19 protein-coding genes and 1 pseudogene are annotated in these 20,581 nt (G+C 60.6%); 12 read left to right on the forward strand and 8 right to left on the reverse strand.

From position 1 onward, the window contains the following. Positions 1-139 precede the first annotated feature (139 nt). The 4 genes and pseudogenes from AC3CCE_RS00135 to ligD form a co-directional block, all read left to right on the forward strand. Positions 140-295 (forward strand): annotated as a pseudogene (locus AC3CCE_RS00135) (DUF6894 family protein); the annotation flags it as partial. 129 nt (positions 296-424) lie between these two features. Next, positions 425-919 (forward strand): YidB family protein, encoded by a 495-nt coding sequence (locus AC3CCE_RS00140; protein WP_352625261.1) that lies wholly within the window; start codon positions 425-427, stop codon positions 917-919. Positions 920-974: 55 nt separating this feature from the next. Continuing rightward, positions 975-1,334 carry a DUF4112 domain-containing protein gene (locus AC3CCE_RS00145; RefSeq protein ID WP_032911339.1) on the forward strand — a complete coding sequence of 120 codons (360 nt, stop codon included), beginning with the start codon at positions 975-977 and terminating at the stop codon, positions 1,332-1,334. A gap of 96 nt (positions 1,335-1,430) precedes the next feature. Then, positions 1,431-3,200, forward strand: coding sequence for a DNA ligase D (ligD, locus tag AC3CCE_RS00150; RefSeq protein ID WP_352625259.1), 1,770 nt, complete (start codon positions 1,431-1,433; stop codon positions 3,198-3,200). A 13-nt stretch (positions 3,201-3,213) separates the two neighbouring features. Here ligD and AC3CCE_RS00155 read toward each other — a convergent pair whose 3' ends face one another. From AC3CCE_RS00155 to AC3CCE_RS00175, 5 genes are all read right to left on the reverse strand, one after another. Next, the gene (locus AC3CCE_RS00155; protein WP_023715431.1) at positions 3,214-3,405 is read right to left on the reverse strand and encodes a DUF3606 domain-containing protein; all 192 of its coding nucleotides are present in this window, start codon (positions 3,403-3,405) and stop codon (positions 3,214-3,216) included. Positions 3,406-3,985: 580 nt separating this feature from the next. After that, positions 3,986-5,023, reverse strand: a complete 1,038-nt coding sequence (locus AC3CCE_RS00160; protein WP_352625257.1) for a sensor histidine kinase — start codon at positions 5,021-5,023, stop codon at positions 3,986-3,988. After that, complete coding sequence (locus AC3CCE_RS00165) at positions 5,023-6,510, reverse strand: ATPase domain-containing protein (protein ID WP_352625255.1); 1,488 nt, start codon at positions 6,508-6,510, stop codon at positions 5,023-5,025. Before AC3CCE_RS00165 ends, AC3CCE_RS00160 begins: the two co-directional genes overlap by 1 nt. Before the next feature lie 170 nt (positions 6,511-6,680). Then, positions 6,681-6,884: a CsbD family protein gene (locus AC3CCE_RS00170; RefSeq protein WP_023682266.1), complete on the reverse strand. Its 204-nt coding sequence runs from the start codon at positions 6,882-6,884 to the stop codon at positions 6,681-6,683. Positions 6,885-7,157: 273 nt separating this feature from the next. Beyond that, on the reverse strand, positions 7,158-7,922 hold the full coding sequence (locus AC3CCE_RS00175; protein ID WP_352625253.1) for a CGNR zinc finger domain-containing protein: 765 nt from the start codon (positions 7,920-7,922) through the stop codon (positions 7,158-7,160). Between AC3CCE_RS00175 and AC3CCE_RS00180 the strand changes: the two genes are divergently transcribed. Next, entirely contained in the window at positions 7,909-8,880 is a 972-nt protein-coding gene (locus tag AC3CCE_RS00180) for a DMT family transporter (RefSeq protein WP_352625251.1), read from the forward strand. The two genes, AC3CCE_RS00175 and AC3CCE_RS00180, sit on opposite strands and share 14 nt — an antisense overlap. A gap of 275 nt (positions 8,881-9,155) precedes the next feature. Here the strand turns inward: AC3CCE_RS00180 and AC3CCE_RS00185 are convergent, their stop codons facing one another. The 3 genes from AC3CCE_RS00185 to AC3CCE_RS00195 form a co-directional block, all read right to left on the reverse strand. After that, positions 9,156-9,515: a hypothetical protein gene (locus AC3CCE_RS00185; RefSeq protein WP_245260695.1), complete on the reverse strand. Its 360-nt coding sequence runs from the start codon at positions 9,513-9,515 to the stop codon at positions 9,156-9,158. Between the two features lie 638 nt (positions 9,516-10,153). Continuing rightward, positions 10,154-11,044 (reverse strand): adenylate/guanylate cyclase domain-containing protein, encoded by an 891-nt coding sequence (locus AC3CCE_RS00190; protein ID WP_352625248.1) that lies wholly within the window; start codon positions 11,042-11,044, stop codon positions 10,154-10,156. A gap of 400 nt (positions 11,045-11,444) precedes the next feature. Continuing rightward, positions 11,445-12,473, reverse strand: a complete 1,029-nt coding sequence (locus AC3CCE_RS00195; RefSeq protein ID WP_023669472.1) for a LacI family DNA-binding transcriptional regulator — start codon at positions 12,471-12,473, stop codon at positions 11,445-11,447. Between the two features lie 356 nt (positions 12,474-12,829). On the opposite strand from AC3CCE_RS00195, the gene AC3CCE_RS00200 reads away from it, so the two are divergent. From AC3CCE_RS00200 to AC3CCE_RS00230, 7 genes are all read left to right on the forward strand, one after another. Beyond that, positions 12,830-14,443 (forward strand): extracellular solute-binding protein, encoded by a 1,614-nt coding sequence (locus tag AC3CCE_RS00200; protein WP_352625246.1) that lies wholly within the window; start codon positions 12,830-12,832, stop codon positions 14,441-14,443. An 81-nt stretch (positions 14,444-14,524) separates the two neighbouring features. Then, positions 14,525-15,385, forward strand: coding sequence for a carbohydrate ABC transporter permease (locus AC3CCE_RS00205; protein ID WP_023669474.1), 861 nt, complete (start codon positions 14,525-14,527; stop codon positions 15,383-15,385). Then, positions 15,382-16,338, forward strand: coding sequence for a carbohydrate ABC transporter permease (locus AC3CCE_RS00210; RefSeq protein ID WP_352625244.1), 957 nt, complete (start codon positions 15,382-15,384; stop codon positions 16,336-16,338). The genes AC3CCE_RS00205 and AC3CCE_RS00210 overlap by 4 nt, the downstream gene beginning before the upstream one ends. Next, positions 16,335-17,426, forward strand: coding sequence for an ABC transporter ATP-binding protein (locus AC3CCE_RS00215; protein ID WP_023669476.1), 1,092 nt, complete (start codon positions 16,335-16,337; stop codon positions 17,424-17,426). The genes AC3CCE_RS00210 and AC3CCE_RS00215 overlap by 4 nt, the downstream gene beginning before the upstream one ends. 1 nt (position 17,427) lies before the next feature. Further along, a complete protein-coding gene (locus AC3CCE_RS00220; RefSeq protein WP_023700491.1) occupies positions 17,428-18,489 on the forward strand; it encodes an ABC transporter ATP-binding protein in 1,062 nt (353 codons plus the stop codon). A 35-nt stretch (positions 18,490-18,524) separates the two neighbouring features. Next, complete coding sequence (locus tag AC3CCE_RS00225; RefSeq protein WP_352625242.1) at positions 18,525-19,622, forward strand: Gfo/Idh/MocA family protein; 1,098 nt, start codon at positions 18,525-18,527, stop codon at positions 19,620-19,622. Positions 19,623-19,648: 26 nt separating this feature from the next. Further along, positions 19,649-20,563, forward strand: a complete 915-nt coding sequence (locus tag AC3CCE_RS00230) for a sugar phosphate isomerase/epimerase family protein (protein WP_023673174.1) — start codon at positions 19,649-19,651, stop codon at positions 20,561-20,563. Positions 20,564-20,581: the final 18 nt, after the last annotated feature.

Consider the following 20,581-nt stretch of genomic DNA (forward strand, 5'->3'; position numbering starts at 1 on the left):
CTGTTTGGCCAAACCCCCGTCAAAGATGAGGGTGGTAGTTCCATACTCTAAGGCAGCGCGTGGAATCCATCTCGCTTATACGTTGTACTATCGCGACGGCGACCAGGCTCGCTAGGTTCCGCCTGCCGAGACGCCAAGTTTTGAGGCCGCTCGCGCCGAAGCGATCCGTTGCGTAATTGGCCTGTTGGCTGATCTGGGCGATGACGATATGACCGGATGGTTAGTGCGCATGCGCGATCAGGCAGGCAACGAGCTTTGCACGATCAACGTCTGCGAGGCCGAAGCCGCACCGTAAACGGAAACAAGCCGGTTAGGCAGCACCGCTCACGTCTGTGTCGATACGCCAGCCCTTATTCAATTAGATCGTCGCCAGTCGGAACTTTTGTGATGTTGAGCCCTTGTCCATTGAACAGTGGAGGTACCAATGGCTAACCTGGGAAAATTGGCGATCGCGATGCTCGGCGTCTTGGCATACCAAAATCGCGACAAGATCGGCGACATGATCCGTGGAGCGGGTGATCGCAACCCAAATGATCCGCAAGGCGGGATTCTGGATCAGCTTTCAAAAGGCGTTTCGGGGACCGCGCTTGGCGATATTCTCGACCGGTTCAGAGGGGCAGGCGCCGGATCGAAGGTCGATTCGTGGGTAGGCACCGGGCCGAACGAGCCGATCCAGCCGAGCGATGTGGAAGCAGCCATAGACGAAGACACCCTGACTTCCCTCTCGATGCAGACCGGCCTTTCGCGCGAGGAGCTCATAAGCCGGATCACGCGAGATTTGCCTGAGGCCGTCAGCAAAATGACGCCTACTGGTGAATTGCCCGTTGAGGCGCCGAAAAGCTCCGGTGAGACGACCTTGCTCGACGACGTGCCATCGCACAGGACGCAAGCGAATTCAGGCGGTCAAAGCGATATCTAAGGTGACGGCTATCCATCAGGGAGAGATACCAAATCGTACTGGCGCGCGAGTTGGCATGATCGGGCAGGGCGGTCACGGTGGTGATACAGCAAACGTACTTGCCGAGTTGGATCTATTGGCCGCGCTACTCGATTCCCGCTGGCGCATTCCAGGCACATCAATTCGTTTTGGACTGGATGCGCTCGTAGGTCTGGTCCCCGTACTCGGAGATGCGGCGACGGGCATTGTCTCGGCCTACATCGTCTTGCGAGCTCGAAACGTCGGTGCCGGAAATGGGTTGGTCGCCCGCATGCTAGGCAACGTGCTGCTGGATACGCTCGTAGGAAGTGTCCCAATTCTCGGCTCGATCTTCGACGTCTATTTTAAGGCGAACAATCGCAACATCACTCTGCTGCGCCGCCACATCAACAAGTGAGGCGGATAACCAATCGTCGCGATGCAATTCTTCTAAAAGGCTCGGAACCGACAGGGGCGCTGGGGCTTGAGTCGCGATTCCTGGAGTCGCGAGCATATGACCAGTGCCATTGACCGGCTTTCGTTCATCGAGTTCCAATCGCCCACACTGGTCGAGAAAGCTCCCGAAGGCGGAGATTGGCTTCACGAGATCAAATATGACGGCTACAGGACGCAGCTGGTCGTTGAAGGCGGAAAGGCGCGAGCATTCACGCGTCGCGGCTACGATTGGTCCCACCGTTACAAGAGGATTGTTCAGGCCGCGGCAAGCCTGCCGGTCAAATCCGCTATCATCGATGGTGAAGCTGTCGTCCTGGGCGACACCGGCCTGCCGGACTATCAAGCCCTGGAACGTGAGCTGGGCAACCCAAGTTCGCTGCGGATGACTCTCTACGCTTTCGACCTCCTGTACCTCGATGGCCGTGATCTACGGGAACAACCGTTAGTGAAGCGCAAGGCTGCGCTGAAGAAGCTGCTGACCGAAACCGAGCCAACCCTGACTTATGCCGAGCATCTGGAGGTGAACGGCAAGGATATGCTCGACCATGCCTGCCGGATGGGCATAGAGGGAATCGTATCGAAGCGAGCGGATGCTCACTACCGCTCGGGCGTCCAGACCAGTTGGGTCAAGGTCAAATGTGTCAAGAGCGACACTTTTCCAATCGTGGCTTTCGTCGAGAAACTTGGCGCGCAGCCGCGCCGCATCGCATCGTTGTACATCGGCAGGCGAGAGGGCGACCGGCTGCTTTATGCCGGGAAGGCCCAGACCGGCTATACGCTGGACGCAGCCCGGCGCGTTAGGGAGCGGCTTAATCCGCTTGTTGTCGCCAAGTCACCGCTGTCGGAGCCGATCAAGAAGCCCAAGGCGACATGGGTCAAACCAGACGTTCTTGCCGAGGTACAATTCAGTGGCGTGTCTGACCGCGGCATCTTGCGGGAGGCGGTCTTCAAGGGACTACGCGAGGATCTTAAGGCAATCCCGCCCAAGCCTCCATCGCCCTCCAAGCGGAGGTCGGAAGGACAACACGGCGTCCCGCGCGAGAACATTCTCCAGCTGCTACCCGATGCGGTTGCACCTTCCAAGGAAGAGCTGGCAGACTATTGGCGGCGGGTCGCTGATCAAGTTCTAGTTCATCTGGTTCGGCGACCGCTGAAGCTGGTCCGCCACGCCTCTGGCGCAACCTTCTATCACAAGGGACCGCTACCTCGGATACCGGCGTCCGTGCACCAGCTCCGCGTTCAAAAGCGCGAAGGCGGCGAAGGCATTCGGGTATGGATAGATGACATGGATGGTCTGCTTGGCTTGGTCGAGATGGATGCCGTTGAGCTTCATCCTTGGAACGCGACGATTGAAGACATCGAACATGCGGACCGGCTCGTCCTCGACCTCGATCCCGGAGAAGGCGTGCCATGGGACGCTGTGATCGAGGCCACGCTGGCGCTACGGGGCATCTTGGAAGCGGCAGGCTTGGAGAGCTGGCCAAAGGTCACTGGCGGCAAAGGCATCCACTTGATGGCCCCGCTCGTTGCGAAGATGACCCATGACAGCGCCCGGAAACTGGCCAAGTCGCTCGCCCACCGTCTGGTTGATACCGATCCTGACCGATACCTGTTGTCAGCTGACCCCGCAGCCCGAGGAGGCCGGATCTTTCTCGACTATCTCCGCAACGGACGGGGCAATACCGCAATAGGCGCTTTTTCCCCGCGAGCGCGGCCCGGCTTCCCAATTGCCCACCCGGTCACATGGAAGCAAGTCGAGGCGGGCATCCGGCCAGACGTTTTCACGCTCGCGCAGCCTTTCAGACCCGCTCGTCGAAAAGCCGCGTGATGCGTCGCGACCATCAGCCGATATCAGCCCGTTTTCTTGCCTCGCGTTCGAGCCTCTTCCGGTCGTTGCCGTGTTCTCTGATTAGCTCGCGGACCTGTTCTGGCGTGATACGATGCTGTTTGGCGAAATAGCGAACCTCATAATCTTCATCGACTGATACACGATTGCGATCTCGAAAATCACGCTTGCTCTTATCGTCTGCCATTATCTTTCCTCCTGATCAGAGAAACAACGACCGACGTTGTATGTTCCCGGCGCCTCACTTCGGCCGCCAGAGGCGCGGGCTGTCTGACCGTACTGGGGCCGCAGGCATTGCGAAGGTGATCTGGCGAAAGTTGGTTGGCCAAAGGCGAGGGTGATTTCGTTTGCTGTTCGGGATAGCTGACCGTCGATCGAGCCTGCCTGCGGGCCTCTTGGTTTTTTACGACGCCAGTCGGAACCCCGACGGGTCGCAGATGATTCAGATGCGCATCCGGGCTATCAACGAGGATCGTGATCAAAATGGCGGGGGGTGACCACGAAGGCGACAAAGCTGCGCTCCGGGAGCCCAAAGTTTCGTCTAGGACGCATGACCCGGGTCACAGCGCCGCGGCACGAGTTCGACTTCATCACCAAGGTCGGCCGCATAGACCACGCCGGAGCTCTCGCAATGTTGCAGAGGCATATGGGAGATATAGAGGCGGTCTTTTTCGGAACTGATGTTTTGGCTAAAGCGCTAGACCAGCCTGCCGAGTGACGCTCAGTTAATGCCGATCGCGGTGCCCAGCCTGCCTCTCCGTTGCCGCTCAGTAGGCCGGCACAAGGCGCGTGTTTCGCAACGGCAAGGCCATGGTGAACTGCAAGCCGTCACGATGGTAGTTCAATTCGATCTTGGCGTTGCATTGCACGGTCACGACTTTTTCCAGAAGTGTCGTGCCAAACCCGCGGCGACTGGGCTGCTCGACTTTCGGCCCATCTCGTTCCCGCCAGTCAAGATTGACGATCTGTGTGTCGCCGGACCCGCCTAACGACCAGCGGACATCAAGGCGGCCTCCCGTTTGCGAAAGCGCGCCAAACTTCGACGAATTGGAGGCCAGTTCGTGGAAAGCCATCCCAACGGGGATCGCAATGTCGGCGACTAGCGCTACGTTCGGGCCTTCCAGAACGATACGCGGCCTGTCGCGCGTCTCATAGTGGTCAAGCTCGCTTTCGAGCAGCTTGTGCAGGGAGGCAGTCTGCCAATAATCGTCGGTAAGCATCGAATGGGTCTCGGCCAGGGAAACGAGCCTTGCTGAAAAATCGCGTACGAAATCGTCGATGTTGCCGCTCGACCTGGCCGTCGCGCCCATCATGGCGCGAACGTTGGCCAGCGTGTTCTTGACGCGGTGATGCAGCTCGCGGATGAGCAATTTCTGCCGATCGGCGACCTCCCGCTTCTGTTCGATGTAGGACTGGACCTCACGCTGGCGGGCGCGGGCACGCAAGGCGGAGCGCACCGAGTTGGCGAGGCTCGAAGCCAGAAATGGCCGTTCAAGCACGATCAGATAGCGGTCCAGAAATGCCATCCGCGTGTCGACTTCGTTCCCCCGCATCGTCAGAAGCACGATCGGAAAATCCGACCATGCGGGTTGGGCTTCAAGCCAGGCCGCAAACTGCGTTCGATCGGAACTGAGCAGGGCCTCCTCGGCCACGACAAGGCACTGAGCCTCGTCGAGAAGCGGCACTGCCTCTTCCAAGCTGCCGCACACACGCGAGGCAATCTGGTTTGTAGCCAGGATGGAGGCCGCGATCCTCGCGTCACGGCCAAGCGGCGCCAGCACGAGAACGGCGGGGCTGGACGACATCACAGCGCCTTATCCCTCAGAAGGTCTGTCGGCTTGCCTTCAAATTCCGGAGATCCCATCAGGATGCCGCGGAATTGTTCCAGTGGCTCACCTACGGCCACGCCGTTACCGCCGATTTTAAACTCACGAATCGTCTCTTCGTGGGGGCCGACACGTTTCTTGACAACCGAAATCGCGCGTCTCAACTGACCTGCGTTCTCGAAGAAGCGCAGAAGCATGATGGAATCGCAGAGATAGGTCATGTCGACCGGCGCTGCCGTTTGCCCAAACAGCCCGTGATTGGCCAACAGCAGGATCGTCGCCACTGCCTTCTGATTGAGATAGGTGAGGATCTCGTGCATCTGAAGCACCAGATGTTGTTCTTCGGACATGGCATTGAGATAGCCAGTTAGGCTGTCGATCACGACGATCCGCACATTGGATTCTTCGACGGCCGCTTGGATGCGCGAAGACAATTCGCCTGGTGAAAGCTCAGCCGGATTGACAGATTCAAGCATCAGCGTGCCGTCCTCGGCAAACGGCTCCAGGTGCATGCCGAGCCCGGCGGCGCGCGCCAAGAAAATGCGCCTTGTCTCGTCAAACAACAGCACCAGCACACGCTCGCCACGCTCGAGTGCGGCATAGCAATAGGTGCAGGCAATGGTAGACTTGCCAACGCCAGACGGCCCCATCAGCATCGTGCTGGTACCACGGGCCAGCCCGCCGCCAAGCAGGGTGTCGATCCGGTTGTTGCTCATGGCCGGCGTATCATGCTCGGCCACCTCATGCTCGGCTGCAACGAGCCTCGGATAGGCGATAACGCCGCCTGGGCGAATTACGAAATCGTGAAAGCCGCCCCGGATCTGCACGCCACGCATTTTGATCACGCGTAGCCGCCGGCGCTCTCCACCATAGACGGGCGACAGCTGCTCCATCCGTATGACGCCGTGACTGATCGAATGCAAATTGAGGTCATCCTGCTCAGCGGTCAGGTCGTCGAGCATAAGCACCGTCACATTGTTGAGCATGAAGAAGCTCTTCAATGCCAACACCTGGCGCCGATACCGCAATGACCCTTGCGATAAAAGTCGAATTTCAGAGAGCGAATCGAACACCACGCGATCGGGTCTGACGCGTCCGATCTCGGCCATGGCAGACTGCACGGTTTCGCCGAGTTCCAATTCCGAGGAATGGATCAATGTCTGTAGCTGCGCCGGATCGAAACTGAGCTCTGGCGGCACAAGTTCAAGAATTTGCACCCCCTTCAGGTCCCAGCCGTGACGGCCAGCAACCGAGAGCAGTTCGCGCTTGCTTTCTGACAAAGTGATGTAAAGGCATGTCTCGCCTTTCTTGGCGCCCTCGATCAAAAACTGGAGGCCAAGAGTGGTTTTTCCAGAACCTGGTTTCCCTTCGATAAGATGGGAGCGGTTCCTGGCGTAGCCGCCACGAAGAATGTAGTCGAGCCCACTAACTCCAGTTGCGATCGCTGAGGCGTCGTCTCTGTCCAACTAATCCCCCAATGTAATTTCGAGAACCAGATAACGACGGGCACCTTTGGCGGTTCCACGTCTCTCGGTGAGCGCTATTGTCGTGAGACGAAAAGGCGACAGGAAGCGCGGCAAAAAAGGGCGCCGTACCTCTCGGAGCCCTTTTTCAAGTTCAGTTTGGAACCGGCGACCTACCAGCCTTGCCGGCCGTACCAGTCATCGATGTCGCGCTGAGCGCGGTCCTTCTCAATGCCGTAGCGCTCCTGAATCTTGCCTTCCAACTGATCGCGGTTACCGGCAATACGGTCCAGATCATCGTCTGTGAGTTTGCCCCACTGTTCCTTGACCTTGCCCTTTACCTGCTTCCAATTGCCTTCGACACGGTTCCAGTCCATGGCACCTATCCTTGTTTGTTTCGGACTGAGAAAAACGCCGTAACGCTACCGGAGTTCCCGTCAAGTTTGAGCAGATCGACCGATCGAAGCGTGGCGAGGTAGGCGGCCCCGAAGCAACCCGCTCTGGAACGCGATGATGGCTTGCCGCGCCGGCTGTGTTCTCCACAGTCTTGGCCACAGTCGCTCGCGAGACCAGCTTCGTTGGACAAACAGCGACAGGGATAACGTGAAGCCAACTATGCTGCGTTGGTCATCCAAGCCTGGCGTCAGATACTAATTCTTGCTGTTGGGAGCCATGTTCCCTGCGGTTTTTGCCCTGAAGCGCCTTACCCGGCTGCGTGTGCCGCAGCTCTCATCCGAGCACCACCGCCTGCGCCCGCCACGCGAGGTGTCGATGAAAAGCCAACCGCAGTTCGGCCCGGTGCACTCGCGCACGCGGCGGCGGTCATTCCTGGACACCAAAAACTCGGCTGTCTCAAAGGCCACGCGGTGGCCGATCGTGTTCAGACTGGCTGCGTCGGTCCACTGCCAAGCGAGGCGGTCGCCGGACGGGAAAAGCGAGCGCTTCGGCAGGGCTAGGGCGACTGTATCGCGCACGATTTGCAAGGCATCGTCCGGCACCCGGGCGCCTGCCGCCTCGGCCTGGAGAGCCGCGTAAACGGCCTCGCGCAAAATCTTGGCCTTTTCCAATGCCGCCTCCGCAAGGAGCGGGCGGGCGGAAGCCTCCGCGAGCAGTGCTCGCGCCTCATCGACGTCGATCAAATCGGCACGTCCAGCCCAGACGACCAGGTCGGCATAGGTCTGCAAGAGGTCTGGCCCCCACACATCGCGTCGCGCGTCGACCGTGTTGACGAAGTCCAAGCAGGGGTGACCGCCAACCATGCGCATGTCGACGATAGTCTTCGCACCATCCATCCCGGAAACATCGGTTGGCGGAACCGTATTGGCAAGAGGCCGTTGTAACGAAATAAACGTCCTTTGGCCGTTACGACGAACCAACAACGCCCAGCGAAGGCTGCTTCCGATGAACCGCAACACAGCGACATTTCTGGTTTTATGTGTGATCTGGGGCACCACGTGGATCGGTATCAAGGCAGGGATCGCCACCGTGCCGCCTCTGATGTTCGCAGGCACGCGTTTTACAGTAGCCGGCTTGCTGATCCTCAGCGCGACGCGCCTAAGGGGCGCTGCTCTACCACGGGTGGCGAAAAGGAGTTGGCCGCGTCTTTTCGTTGTTACGTTGTTCATGATTCCGCTTTGCTATGGCCCACTCTTTTGGGGCATGCTCTATGTCGATACGGGCACCGCGGCTGTTCTTGAGCTTTCGCTGACCCCTGTCACGCTGCTTGGATTTGCGTTGCTTCTGGGGGACGAACGCTATGACGGCCGCAGGCTCTTTGCGATTTTGCTCGGTGCGGCCGGTCTGTGCATCCTGTTCGGGCCCGAGGCCTATGCTAGTTGGACACACGCAGACCAGCAGGGCAGGGGGCTCCGGCTGCTGGCGATGACAGCGGTGGCGTCGGCAGCTGTAATCTATGCATGGGGTTCGGTGCTCGCGCGGCCGCTTCTTGAGGTATATTCATCGGACTTCATCGCCGGCTTCACCACCCTTTTCGGGGGCGCATTCCTAATTCTCATCTCACTCGTTGTGGAGCCAGGCGCGGCCGCGGCTCTAAAAGGCGATTGGGGCTGGCCGGCCTGGGTCGGGTGGCTGTTCCTCGTGCTGTTTGGTTCGTTCATAGGCTACACACTCTTTATCCGGCTCCTGCACGAAATCGGCGCCTCGCGCGCCGGAGCATTTGCCTTCGTCTCACCCGTGATTGCCGTCGTGCTTGGCATCATCACCTACGGCGAGGAGGTTAGCCTGATCGACATCATCGGCATGGCTATCATGCTCTTCGCAGCGTTTCTTGCGCTACGCGAGCGCAAACAGGAAACATCATCCGCTTCCCCGCCGTTGATTCCACGCTCCGCGCGGGCCGATGGCAGAACATGAAAGACGGCGCGCGCATCCAGCCGCCAATCAGCCTTGAGATGGAAAAGAACAAGGTTCGCGTCTATGCGAAAAGAGGGCTTTCCCGGCAGCGTATCCCGCCTATACCGGCGGCGAGGAAAGCTCCAGCTCATATGAAAACACTAGTCGGCGAGGGATTTTGCCGAGTTGCTGTCAAGATTGTAGGCGGGATTTGATGGAAAAATCGCGAGGCTGCAATCAGCGACCTATTCGTTCCGATCGCGATGCAGGCTATCCGCCAACGCGTCGACAAAGTGTCAGCCGCATCGCTTCAGTTCCGCCACCTGAACGCCGAGACGGAATGCCTGACCATCGGCATAAGAACGTGCATAGCTTTCTGCTTCGAACGGAAACGTCAGGGTGCTGCCGTAGGCGGTGACGCGGACCGTCCACTTCTTGTCGCGAACGAGTTCGACCGAATTGTCGGGCGACGTCATGATTTCCTCCGGCACCAGCAAGGCGAAGGCACGGATAACGTCGCAAAGGTCGTTTGAATGCAAACAATCCGACACGCTCATGTCGCTTGTTCTATACGCCCAGACTTTCTCTCGATTAGAGCAGCGCCCGGCTGCAATGTCGGTGGCGTTAAGTCCCCTAGCTGCCAAGACCTTTCCCATTGGGTCGGTCCCCTTGCGGCCTCACGCAGCGACCTTTCTGAACCCAATCGCCGAGATCGTCAGCCCGCAGTGTCTTCGAGAGAATAGCCGGCAAGCCGCAGGGTGCGAATGGCAACTCTGCGACGACTGCTTCAACAACTTTCGCGACTGGCTCATGTGAACGTCGACCACCTGGGCGCTCACACTGGCTTTCTGCGACCAGCCAGCTGCGATGAATTCATCACGGCTGATCACCTTTCAGGATTCTCGAGCATGTGGCGCACCAACTTGAACTCGATCGGCCCAAGAGGAATCTCCCCGGTGCTGCAAATACGGTGGTATCGAGCTCCATCTCGAGGTCGCGATATGTCAGTGGTCTGCGCTTCTGCGCCAATTTCGTGACGGTAGCCCAATCGCGAGCCTTCGCAGGTGGTCGAGGAGCTATTGCGGCGCAAATGGTCTGATGAAGCGTTCGTCGAGGGAGATGCACCGGCCGCGGCTCCGTCGAACTCAACGAGGGAAACGGAAGTCAGACGTTCCTGGATTGGCCTTGGCACATTTGTGAACGGTCGATCCCAATGGCTGTCAAAGAGTACGGCGCGACATTGAGGGCGCCAGCGAACCAGCTCTAAACCGGTCGAGCTAGTAGCCGGGCCGGGTCAATCCGAGACAATTTCGTAGTGAAGAAGCTGGGCTTCGTCGAGTGCCGACTTCACTCCAGGCGAGATGACGCCGGAGCCGAAGAGGATAATATCTTCACGGCGTACGAATACTTCATGGCCCAGTCCCATGGACACAAACGTGCCCGAAGAGCTTCGTTCGAGAAGCCGAGCTCTGCCATTCAATATGGTGAAGGCGGCGTGGGACCTCGATACCCAGGGCCGCTCGACGATGATGTCGCATTCCGCCGATCTGCCGATTGTCACGGATTCGCCGTTTCGACAGGATCGCAGCTGATCTCTGTAGCGGATGACCAGATGAATCTGCCGCGGCAGGACCGAGCGTCTATCTGTAGTGGCGCCATGGCTGGTGATCTGCGTACCGGGGGCCCCATCGTCGCTCCACAGGGTATAGACATCGAAGAACTCTTGCTTCCCCTTCAAGGCCATTTTGTCGAGGAGCCGCAGGCCCTTGCGGCTTCTCGGGGAAAGGGCTTCGCAGAAGCTCTGGCTGATCAGCACCTCTCCGGGGTTCGCCGTGGTGGACAACCTTGCTGTGACATTGACAACGTCACCGAATATCGCCCCCCGCGCGCGAATGACCGCCCCGAAATGCAATCCGATACGGGCGCTCAACGGCCCTTTAGTCAGTTGATGGGTAATTTGGCAGACGGCCCTCAGCGCCATTTCCGGGCTCTCGAAGAGGCTGAGTATGTCATCGCCCTTCGAGTAAATGAAATCACCACGGTGCTTGGCGACAATCTCGCGCATTGTGTCCAGGCAATCCGAGACCTGCTGTAGAGCGGCATCGTCTCCGATCCGCTCATAGAGCGGCGTGCTGCCCACGACATCAGCTAAGAGGACTGCGGCAAGAAGCGTCTCCTGATCCATCGATCTCGTGTCCGACCCGAAAACTCAGCGTGCGTGTATAACACACGAGGTCGCCTGCAACATATCTGCTCGAGCGCCTTTGATCGGGGCGATGCTTCAGGTGATCGTCGCGGACGGACGGGCGTATGCCGGCGACATCCAGAACCTCTTCGCCCCAATCGTTCGCGACCTCGGTGCTATGAGTGGACTTGGTCTTTTTAGGTTCGGAAAGGCTGAACGAGTTGCAACGGGCGACGGCCTTCTCATGCACCATCAACCACGACCCGATCTCGTCCCTCCGACTTCGCGCGGAATAGTGCCAGATCGGCGGCTTTGACGAGATCATTCGGGCTCTCGTTCGTATTTGGGACCGGTGGCGACGCCAACGCTGTGCTTTGCGATAAGATCACGGATCCATTGATCAGATTTCAGGTATATTCTCTTTGAAGATCACCTGAAGTCGTGGTTGATGCGGTTCATAGTTCAGGTGCCTGACAGAGTGGCTTAAAATGTTGAGCGCTTCCCGCGCCTCGACGCGCGGATTTTGATCTATGACCGCATCGAGCGTCCCATCCAACAAAAGTTCCTTGGTGCCGTCTGTCACCTCGTGGCCGAGAAAGAGAATGTCTTTCGCGCGTCCACGCTCCTTGAGCGCCCGAGCGATGCCGGTGTTGCCGGCGCCGACATTGTAGATCGCGGCAAGATCGGGGTGCCGGTCCAGAAGCGCTGATGCTTCCGAATAAGCCTTCTCTCGGTCATCCAGCATTTCGCGCATCTCGACGATCTTGAGATTGGGCGACTCCTCGGTCAAGATGTGCCGGAATCCCATCTCGCGTTCCTCATGGCCGCGATAGGACAGCGAACCGGCGAACAGCGCCACCTTGCTTGGGCGTTCCGATCCCATGAAGCGGTTGAGCAGATAGCCGGCCAGCCGCCCCGCGGCGCGGTTGTCGATGCCGATATAGGCCACTCTCGGAACATGCAGGATGTCGGAGGCGATGGTCACCACCTTGACGTCATTGGCCGACAGCGAGCGGATCGCCTCGCGCACCGTCGGATGATCGAGCGCGATCACGCCGACGCCTTGTGTCTGTCCACGCAATTCTTGCAGCAGGCGGGCGAGCCGGTCGGGGTTGAAGCCCTCTATGGTGGCGATGTGGACGTCGAGATCGGGGCGCGCCAAGGCCTGCGCCTCGATGTGTCGATGCAGCATCTTGATGAAGGAATTGGTGCCGGCCGGCAGAGCGAAGTCCAGACGGATGACCTCTCCAGGTGAGGGCCTGGGCGGCGCTCCGTTCGGGCCCTCGGCGATGTAGCCGAGGCGCTGCGCCATTTCGAGCACGATCTCACGCGTGCGCGCCCGCACACCTGGCCTGTTGTTCAGCACGCGGTCGACGGTGGCGGCGGAAACGCCGGCTTCCCGGGCTATGTCAGTCAAGGTGGAACGCACCGTCTTCATCTCCTCAATGCATCAGATCGCACAATGCCGCTAGCCCGTCCGACGGCCACAGCTGCCAGCCATCAGCGATTCTGATGGGAAATGATGTATCGAGCCTTAGCCGATGCGCAAGGAGGTTGGGCTAAATCGCGTCGCCCGGCGTGATAGTCGCGTGCCAGAAAAGGCAGATTTCCCATCAAATCGAGGCATTGAGCCCGTGTGTCGACCTTTGCATCACGTATTTTCTCCGCAGTTGCGGTGTTACGATGTATTTTGAGTATTTATGATGTTGACAGCCTTCCGGTGCTGCCGTCAATATCCCTCAACGGGCTTGTGGAGGAAACATTGGCCCTGAGGGAGGAATTCCTATGTCTGATCTGATCCGCATATCGCGACGCGGCTTGTTGGCGTCCGGAGGAAAGGCGGCGGCGTTCGTGGCTGCGGCCGGTATCGCCCCGCAATTCATCCGTCCCGGCCGTGCCCTTGCGGCCGACGCGCTGGCGCCAGGCATGGTCGGCGGCCCCACCGGTTTCGAGGGCGCCGAGCGCTATCAATATGGCGCCGACACGCCGGAAGGCCGTGCCGTTGAGGCGGCCAAGGCCTTGAAGGGAGCTGGCAAGGCACCGGCCAAGATCGTACTTGGCCTGTCGGATGGCTCGATTGGCCAACTCACACAGCCTTTCCCAGCGGGTGCGCCGTCGATCAAGGAGCTGTGGGAAAAGGAAACCGGCATCCAGATCGAGATCGTCGGCCTGCCGAACGGCCAGGAATTCACCAAGACGATGCAGGACATCTCCACCAAGGGTGGGGCCTATGACATCTACTCGACGGAATGGAACCGCCTCGGCGACCTTGCCGAGACCGGCGGCATCGCCAAGCTCGACGACTTCGTCGCCCAGTACAAGCCCGAATGGGACGATCCCAAGACCGGCTATGTCGACGGCGCCAAGGGCGTGTCGCTGCTCAACAAATATCGCGGGTCCAACTATGGCGTGTCGCTGGACGGCGACTTCCAGACCTGGGTCTACCGCAGCGACCTGTTCGGCGACGCCGCCGAGCAGAAGGCGTTCAAGGACAAATTCGGCTACGATCTGGCGCCGCCGAAGACCTGGAAGCAGCACAGTGACATCGCGGGCTTCTTCCAGCGCCCCGACAAGGGCCTGTTCGGCTCCACCGACCTGCGCAACCAGGGCTGGGGCTACACCAACTGGTATCAGCGCTATGTCTCGATGGCATCGCCCAACCAGTTCCTGTTCGGCGACGACGGCAAGCCGCTGATCAATTCCGAGCACGGCATTGCCGCCACCAACGAATATGTCGGCTCGCTCGTTCATCACTCGCCGGACGCGATCTCCTGGGGCTGGCCGGAGCAGTATGGAAATTTCGCCAAGGGCGGCGCGGCGATGACCTGCGCCTTCTCGAACCTGCCGAAATTCCTCGACAATGCCGGCAACAAGGATTCCGCCGTCACCGGCAAGATCGGCTCGATGCTGCCGCCCGGCCGCGAAGTCGACGGCAAGCTGATCAGCCGTTCCGTGCTGTGGTTCTCGCTGACCGGCATGGTCTCGTCTCAGTCGAAAAACCAGGAGGTCGCCTACCTCCTGCTGCAGTGGCTGGGCTCCGCCCGCATCTATGCCTGGATGAGCGCCAATCCGGGCGGCTATCTCGATCCGTTCCGGCTCTCGGATTTCTCCGATCCGCTGGTGCGCCAGACCTACCACGCCTACCACATCGACGTGGTGCGCGAGACCGTCGCCCGCACGGTGCCGACGATCAACTATCCCGGCGCCACCGCCTTCCACAACGCATTGGACGAAAATCTGATGGCGTCGCTGACCAAGGCCAAGACAGCGGAACAGGCGATGGCCGACACGGAAGCGGAGTGGAAGAAGATCGCCCGCCGCATCGGCGAGGACAAATTGCTCGAAGCCATCAGGACGAACAAGGAGGCCTGGCCGACGGTTCTCGACCCGATCAGCTGATCCGTCTCCCTGGATCAGCGCTGGAGGGGAGGAGCATCTGTTCCTCCCCGCCGCAGTCAACGCCACCAGCAAAGCAGCCAGATGAAGCGTTCCGTCCCCTTCGAGATATTCCGCTACGCCGCGATCTTCGCGGCGATGGCGGTGACGCTGGTACCGATCCTGTGGATGGTGTCGATGGCCTTCAAGCCGATCGCCGAATGGTCGGCGACCGGCGCCGACCTGACATGGTGGCCGAAGAACCCGACGCTCGGCAATTTCCAGTTCGTCTTCGGCGAGTCCAACAACAATCTGATCGTGGCGCTCGACCGCACCGCGCTGAAGCCGATCCTGTCGTCGCTGCTGTCTTCGGTGTTCGGCACGGCGATCGCAATGTCGGCGGGCACGGCTGCGGCCTACGGGCTGTCGCGTTTCGGCTCCGGCCAGAACCTGCCGCTGGCGCTGATCCAGCTCAGGCTGTTTCCGCCAATGGCGGTGATGATCCCGGTCATGATCATGTGGGCCTTCCTGAACTTCACCGACAGCTGGTTTGGCCTGGCCCTGATCTACGGCATCGTCACCCTGCCGTTCGCTTTCTGGCTCATGAAGACCTTCTTCGACGACATGCCGCGCGAGATCGAGGAAGCGGCGCTTGTCGAAGGTTGTTCGCGGCTGCGCGTCTTCACGCGCATCACGCTGCCGATGATGCGCGCACCGCTGGCCAGCGCCGCCCTCTTCGTCTTCATCCTCAACTGGTCGGACTATCTGATCGCGCTGCTGCTGACGACGCGTGAATGGGTGACGATCCCGGTCTACATGGCCTCGCTGTCCTCCTCGATGACCGGGCAGCTCTATGGCGCCAAGGCCGCGCTCGGTCTTATCGCCGCGGTGCCGCCGGTCATCATGGGCATCGCCATCCAGCGCCATCTGGTGCGCGGACTGACGTTCGGCGCGCTCAAGCAATGAGCGCGGTGACCGTGACTGTCTCAAAGGACGCAAAGGCCGCGCTTGGCAAGCCCGCGCTGCGGGACGAGGGAGCGCGGCTGGGATTCCGGCTGACGCTGCCGGCGCAGGTTTTGGTGCTCTTCATCTCCGTCTTCCCGCTGCTGATGCAGCTCTACATCAGCGTCACCGACTGGTCGCCGCTCTCCGGCCTCGGCTGGTGGAACGCATGGGAGATGTGGAACAGCTTCGCCAACTACACCGACCTTGCCGCCGATGCGCGCTTCTGGAGCGCGCTGAGGCGCACGGCCATCGTCATGGTCGTGTGCGTGCCCGTCGAATTCCTGCTTGGCCTGGCATTGGCGACGCTGTTCGCGGACGATTTTCCGGGCAAGCGGGTCTTCTATTCGATCCTGCTGATGCCGATGATGGTGGTTCCGGCGGTGGCCGGCTACATGTTCTTCATGCTGTTCCAGTCGGGCGGGCCGCTGAACGACATCCTGTCGGCACTCAGCGGTTCCCGCGTCACCATCGCCTGGCTGTCTGACCCCACACTGGCGCTGATCGCGGTGATCATCGCCGATATCTGGCAGTGGACGCCGCTGATGTTCGTGATCCTGCTTGCCGGCCTGGTCGGCGTGCCGCAGGACCAGATCAAGGCGGCGACCCTGCTCGGCGCCAACCCGTGGCAGCGCTTCGTCACCATCGTGCTGCCGAAGATGAAGACGATCGTCATCATCGCGCTGGCGATCCGCGTCATCGAGAACTTCAAGATCTTCGAAACGCTCTACATCATGACCGGCGGCGGCCCCGGCGTCGCCACGGAGACGATCTCCGTCTACATCTACAAGGTCACGACGCAGGACCTGATCTGGGGCTATGTGGCGGCGATCGCGCTGGCCATCCTGGTCGTGCTTTCGATCGTTGCCGTATTCGCCATGAAGCGCATGGCGCGCGCAAGGCTGGTGCCGGCATGAGCGCGATCCAGCTGCGCAACCTGGTCAAGACCTTTGGCGAGTTCACGGCGCTGAAGACCATGGACCTCGACATCGCCGATGGCGAGTTCATGGCGCTGCTCGGGCCTTCGGGCTGCGGCAAGTCGACGACGATGAACATGATCGCCGGCATGGAAGAGCCGACCAGCGGCAAGATCCTGTTTGGCGAGCGCGACATGGCCGGCGTGCCCATGGGCCGCCGCGGCGTCGGCTTCGTTTTCCAGAACTACGCCATCTTCACCCACATGACGGTGCGCCAGAACCTTGCCTACGGGCCGCGGATGCGCGGTGCGGCGACAGCCGAGATCGACCGCCGCGTCGGCGCCGTCGCCGAGCTGCTGCAGTTGACGCCGCTGCTCGACCGCAAGGCCGACCGGCTCTCGGTCAACATCCTGCAGCGGGTGGCAATCGGACGCTCGGCGATCATGGAGCCGGCGATCTTCCTGCTCGACGAGCCGCTGTCCAATGTAGACGCCGCCTTCCGGGCGGTAATGCGGACCGAGCTCAAGCAGCTGCAGCGCCAGTTCAGGCAGACGATGGTCTACGTCACCCATGACCAGCTCGAGGCCATGACCATGGCCGACCGCATTGCCGTCATGGATCACGGCGTGCTGCAGCAGGTGGGAACGCCCCTGGAAGTCTACAACAATCCAGCCAATGTCTTCGTCGCCCGCTTCATCGGCGCTCCGGGCATGAACCTGCTGAAGGGAAGGCCGGCGGAGAGCGACCGGGGCCTGGTGGTCGATCTCGGGCCACTGGGGGTCACGCCGACGCTGCCGGATGCGCTGGCCGCCACCTTGCGCGGATCGCGCTCTGAGGTGCTTTACGGCTTCCGGCCCGAACAGGTGTCGCTGGTGCAGAGCGGGCAGGGCCTCGCCATGCCGGTGAGCTTCGTCGAGCGGATCGGCGCGAGGACCATCGTCCATCTCGGCGATGGCGAGACCGCCGTGAAGGCGGTGTTCGACAATGCTGTCGGACTGTCGATCGGCGAGCTTGCCGTCGTCGCCCCCGTGGCATCGTCCGTGCGTGTCTTCGATGCCCGCAGCGGCATTGCGATGAAGGCAGGTTGACATGGCCGATATCGTCTTTCGCAATGTCAGCAAGCGTTACGGCACGACGCTCGCCGTCGACGACGCCTCGTTCACCGTCAATGACAACGAATTCTTCTGCTTCTTCGGGCCGCCGCTGGCGGGCAAATCGACAATCCTGCGCCTGGTGCTCGGGCTGGAGACGCCTGACGCCGGAGAGATCCTGATCGGCGGCAAACCGGTCAACACCGTCTCGCCGGCCGAGCGCAATGTCGCCATGGTGTTCCAGAACCTGGCGCTGTTCCCGCATATGAGCGCGCGCGAAAATGTGCGTTTCCCGCTGGTCGAGCGCAAGGTCGCCGAGGCCCAGATCGAAACGCGTGTCGCCGATGTGGCCGCCAAGCTCCACATCGGCCATATTCTGCACAAGCCGCCGGCGCAGCTTTCCGGTGGCGAGCGGCAACGCGTGGCGATAGCCCGCGCCCTGGTGCGCGACCCGAACGCCTATCTGATGGACGACCCGATCTCTGCGCTCGATGCGCGGCTGCGCGAGGAAACGCGCGTCGAGCTCAAGCGCATCCAGCGCGAACTCGGCAAGACGCTGATCTACGTCACCCATGACCAGGAAGAGGCGATGTCGATCGCCGACCGCATCGCGATTCTGGAGAATGGCAGGATCCGACAGATCGGCGCCCCGTCCGAGATCTACGACCGCCCGGCGAACACCTATGTGGCGCGACTGCTTGGTTCGCCGATGATGAACATCCTCAAATCCGTTCGCGGCGAAGATGGCCTCGAGGCCGCCGAAGGCACGGTCAGCATCGACGATCGCGCTGCTCCGGCCGACGCGATCGAAATCGGGCTCAGGCCGGAGGACATCAAGGTCGGGCCCTGGGTCGAAGGGGGCGCTGGCCGCCCGGCGCGCGTATTCGAGGTCGAGCCCCTTGGCGGCTACACGGTGGTAACGCTCGCCGCCGGAGAGGCGCGGCTGAAGGCGCTGCTGCGCGGCCAGCCCGACATCAGGCCGGATGCGGTGGTAGCGATATCCTGCGAGCCGGCCCGGGTGCATTATTTCGGGCAGGACGGAGGCGCGTTGGCGAGATGATCGCGGCTGCGAAAACAGAATTGCGGGAGGAAGACATGGCGAGCGAAGGCTTCGAGCCGGACGTGAAGGTCCGCACGAAAGAATACCGTATCGGCTGCATCGGCGCCGGCATGATCATGGCCGAATGCCATCTTGCCGCCTATGCGCAGGCCGGTTTCCCAGTCGTCGCCATCGCTTCGCGCACCAAGGCCAGTGCCGAGAAGGTAGCTGCACGCTGGAGCATTCCGACCGTCCACGACACACCGGAACAGCTGATCGAGGATTCTGAGGTCGAGATCGTCGACCTTGCCTTTCCACCCGACCAGCAGCCGGCATTGATCCGCCATGCGCTGAAGCAGCCTCACATCAAGGCGATCCTGGCGCAGAAGCCGCTGGCGCTGTCGGTCGATGAAGCCGTGAAACTGCGCGACGAAGCCGCAAAGTCCGGCAAGATCCTCTCGGTCAACCAGAACATGCGCTACGACCAGTCGATGCTCGTCCTGAAGCAGATCATCGACAGCGGCGCACTGGGCGACATCGTCTTTGCGCAGATCGACATGCATGCGATCCCGCACTGGCAGACTTTCCTTCAGGACTACGACCGGCTGACGCTGGCCAATATGAGCGTGCATCATCTCGACGTGCTGCGCTTCCTGTTCGGCGATCCCTCGGAAATCACCACCCTGACACGCAAGGACCCGCGCACGACATTCGAGCATTCAGACGGCATCACCGTCTCGACGCTGCGCTTTCCCTCCGGCGTGCTCGCCGTGTCGCTGGAGGATGTCTGGTCCGGACCGCGCCAGGAGGGCTATCTGGACGACCAGCACATCAACTGGCGCGTCGACGGCACCAAGGGTGTCGCCAAAGGCACGATCGGCTGGCCGAAAGGCGTGGCCTCGACGCTGACCTATGCCTCGACCGAGACGACCGGCGGCGAATGGGTCAGCCCGAGCTGGGACACGATGTGGTTCCCGCATGCCTTCATCGGCGTGATGGAGCAATTGCAGCATGCGGTGAAGACAGGCGCGCCGCCGGCATTATCGGTGGCCGACAACGTCAAGACGATGGCGCTGGTCGAAGCCGGCTATCGCTCGATCGACGAGGGCCGCACCGTCAAGCTTTCCGAAATCTCGATAAAATCAGCCAACTGAATCGCTTACAGGGAGGAGTTCACATCATGATGCAGGCAGGTATTTTCACGGGCTATTTCCCGTACGGGCTCGAAGAGACGGCAAAGAAGATCCGCGGGCTCGGTTTCAACACGGTGCAGCTCGACCTGCATTTCAGGGATATCGATCTGTCGGCCGGGCAGATCACTGAGGAAAAGGCCAAGCAGGTGCGCGACGTCTTCCGCGACAACAACCTGCCGATCTGCTGCGTGTCGGGCTACACCAACATTATCCACCCCGATAAAGTCGAGCGCGACAAGCGCGTCGGCTATCTCAAGGAAATCATCCGCAATGCGCGCGCCTTCGGCTCGCCCTACGTGATCTCGGAGACCGGCACCTACAACACCGAATCCGACTGGGTGCATCACCCCAAGAACAAGACCGAGGAAGGATTCGAGGAATGCCGCAAGGTGATCTCGGAGCTTGCCCAGACGGCTTACGACCATGGGGCGGTGTTCCTGCTCGAAACCTATGTCAACAATGTCGTCGGTTCGGTCGAGGAGACGGTGAAGATGTTCGCCCAGGTCGACCATCCGGGCCTCGGCCTGCTGATGGATCCGACCAACTATTTCGAAACCCACAACATCGACCGGATGGACCAGATCCTGAATCAGGTGTTCGATACGCTGACCGACAAGATCAAGATCGCGCATGCCAAGGACGTCAAGCGTTCGGGCAGCGACAAGTCGGAAAAGCATGCCGACATCGGCGACGAGGATGCGATGGAGAGCCACACGTTCCGCGGCGTCGGCGAGATCGAGCTGCCGGCGCCCGGGCTGGGCTCGCTGAATTACGATCTCTATCTCCAGCGGCTGGCGGAAAAGCACCCAAACATCCCGGTCATCATCGAGCATCTCTCGGAAGACGACGTGCCGCGCGCGAAGAAATTCCTCGACGGGAAGTTCCGCGCCAACGGGCTGTGAGCGCCGGTTGCGCCGCCG

Source organism: Mesorhizobium sp. P160187, assembly GCF_057766425.1.

Coding starts and splice junctions, on each gene's coding strand:
- AC3CCE_RS00140 (WP_352625261.1), top strand. CDS start 425: ATGGCTAACCTGGGAAAATTGGCGATCGCGATGCTCGGCGTCTTGGCA.
- AC3CCE_RS00145 (WP_032911339.1), top strand. CDS start 975: ATGATCGGGCAGGGCGGTCACGGTGGTGATACAGCAAACGTACTTGCC.
- ligD (WP_352625259.1), top strand. CDS start 1,431: ATGACCAGTGCCATTGACCGGCTTTCGTTCATCGAGTTCCAATCGCCC.
- AC3CCE_RS00155 (WP_023715431.1), bottom strand. CDS start 3,405: ATGGCAGACGATAAGAGCAAGCGTGATTTTCGAGATCGCAATCGTGTA.
- AC3CCE_RS00160 (WP_352625257.1), bottom strand. CDS start 5,023: ATGTCGTCCAGCCCCGCCGTTCTCGTGCTGGCGCCGCTTGGCCGTGAC.
- AC3CCE_RS00170 (WP_023682266.1), bottom strand. CDS start 6,884: ATGGACTGGAACCGTGTCGAAGGCAATTGGAAGCAGGTAAAGGGCAAG.
- AC3CCE_RS00180 (WP_352625251.1), top strand. CDS start 7,909: ATGAACCGCAACACAGCGACATTTCTGGTTTTATGTGTGATCTGGGGC.
- AC3CCE_RS00185 (WP_245260695.1), bottom strand. CDS start 9,515: ATGGGAAAGGTCTTGGCAGCTAGGGGACTTAACGCCACCGACATTGCA.
- AC3CCE_RS00190 (WP_352625248.1), bottom strand. CDS start 11,044: ATGGATCAGGAGACGCTTCTTGCCGCAGTCCTCTTAGCTGATGTCGTG.
- AC3CCE_RS00200 (WP_352625246.1), top strand. CDS start 12,830: ATGTCTGATCTGATCCGCATATCGCGACGCGGCTTGTTGGCGTCCGGA.
- AC3CCE_RS00205 (WP_023669474.1), top strand. CDS start 14,525: ATGAAGCGTTCCGTCCCCTTCGAGATATTCCGCTACGCCGCGATCTTC.
- AC3CCE_RS00210 (WP_352625244.1), top strand. CDS start 15,382: ATGAGCGCGGTGACCGTGACTGTCTCAAAGGACGCAAAGGCCGCGCTT.
- AC3CCE_RS00215 (WP_023669476.1), top strand. CDS start 16,335: ATGAGCGCGATCCAGCTGCGCAACCTGGTCAAGACCTTTGGCGAGTTC.
- AC3CCE_RS00220 (WP_023700491.1), top strand. CDS start 17,428: ATGGCCGATATCGTCTTTCGCAATGTCAGCAAGCGTTACGGCACGACG.
- AC3CCE_RS00225 (WP_352625242.1), top strand. CDS start 18,525: ATGGCGAGCGAAGGCTTCGAGCCGGACGTGAAGGTCCGCACGAAAGAA.
- AC3CCE_RS00230 (WP_023673174.1), top strand. CDS start 19,649: ATGATGCAGGCAGGTATTTTCACGGGCTATTTCCCGTACGGGCTCGAA.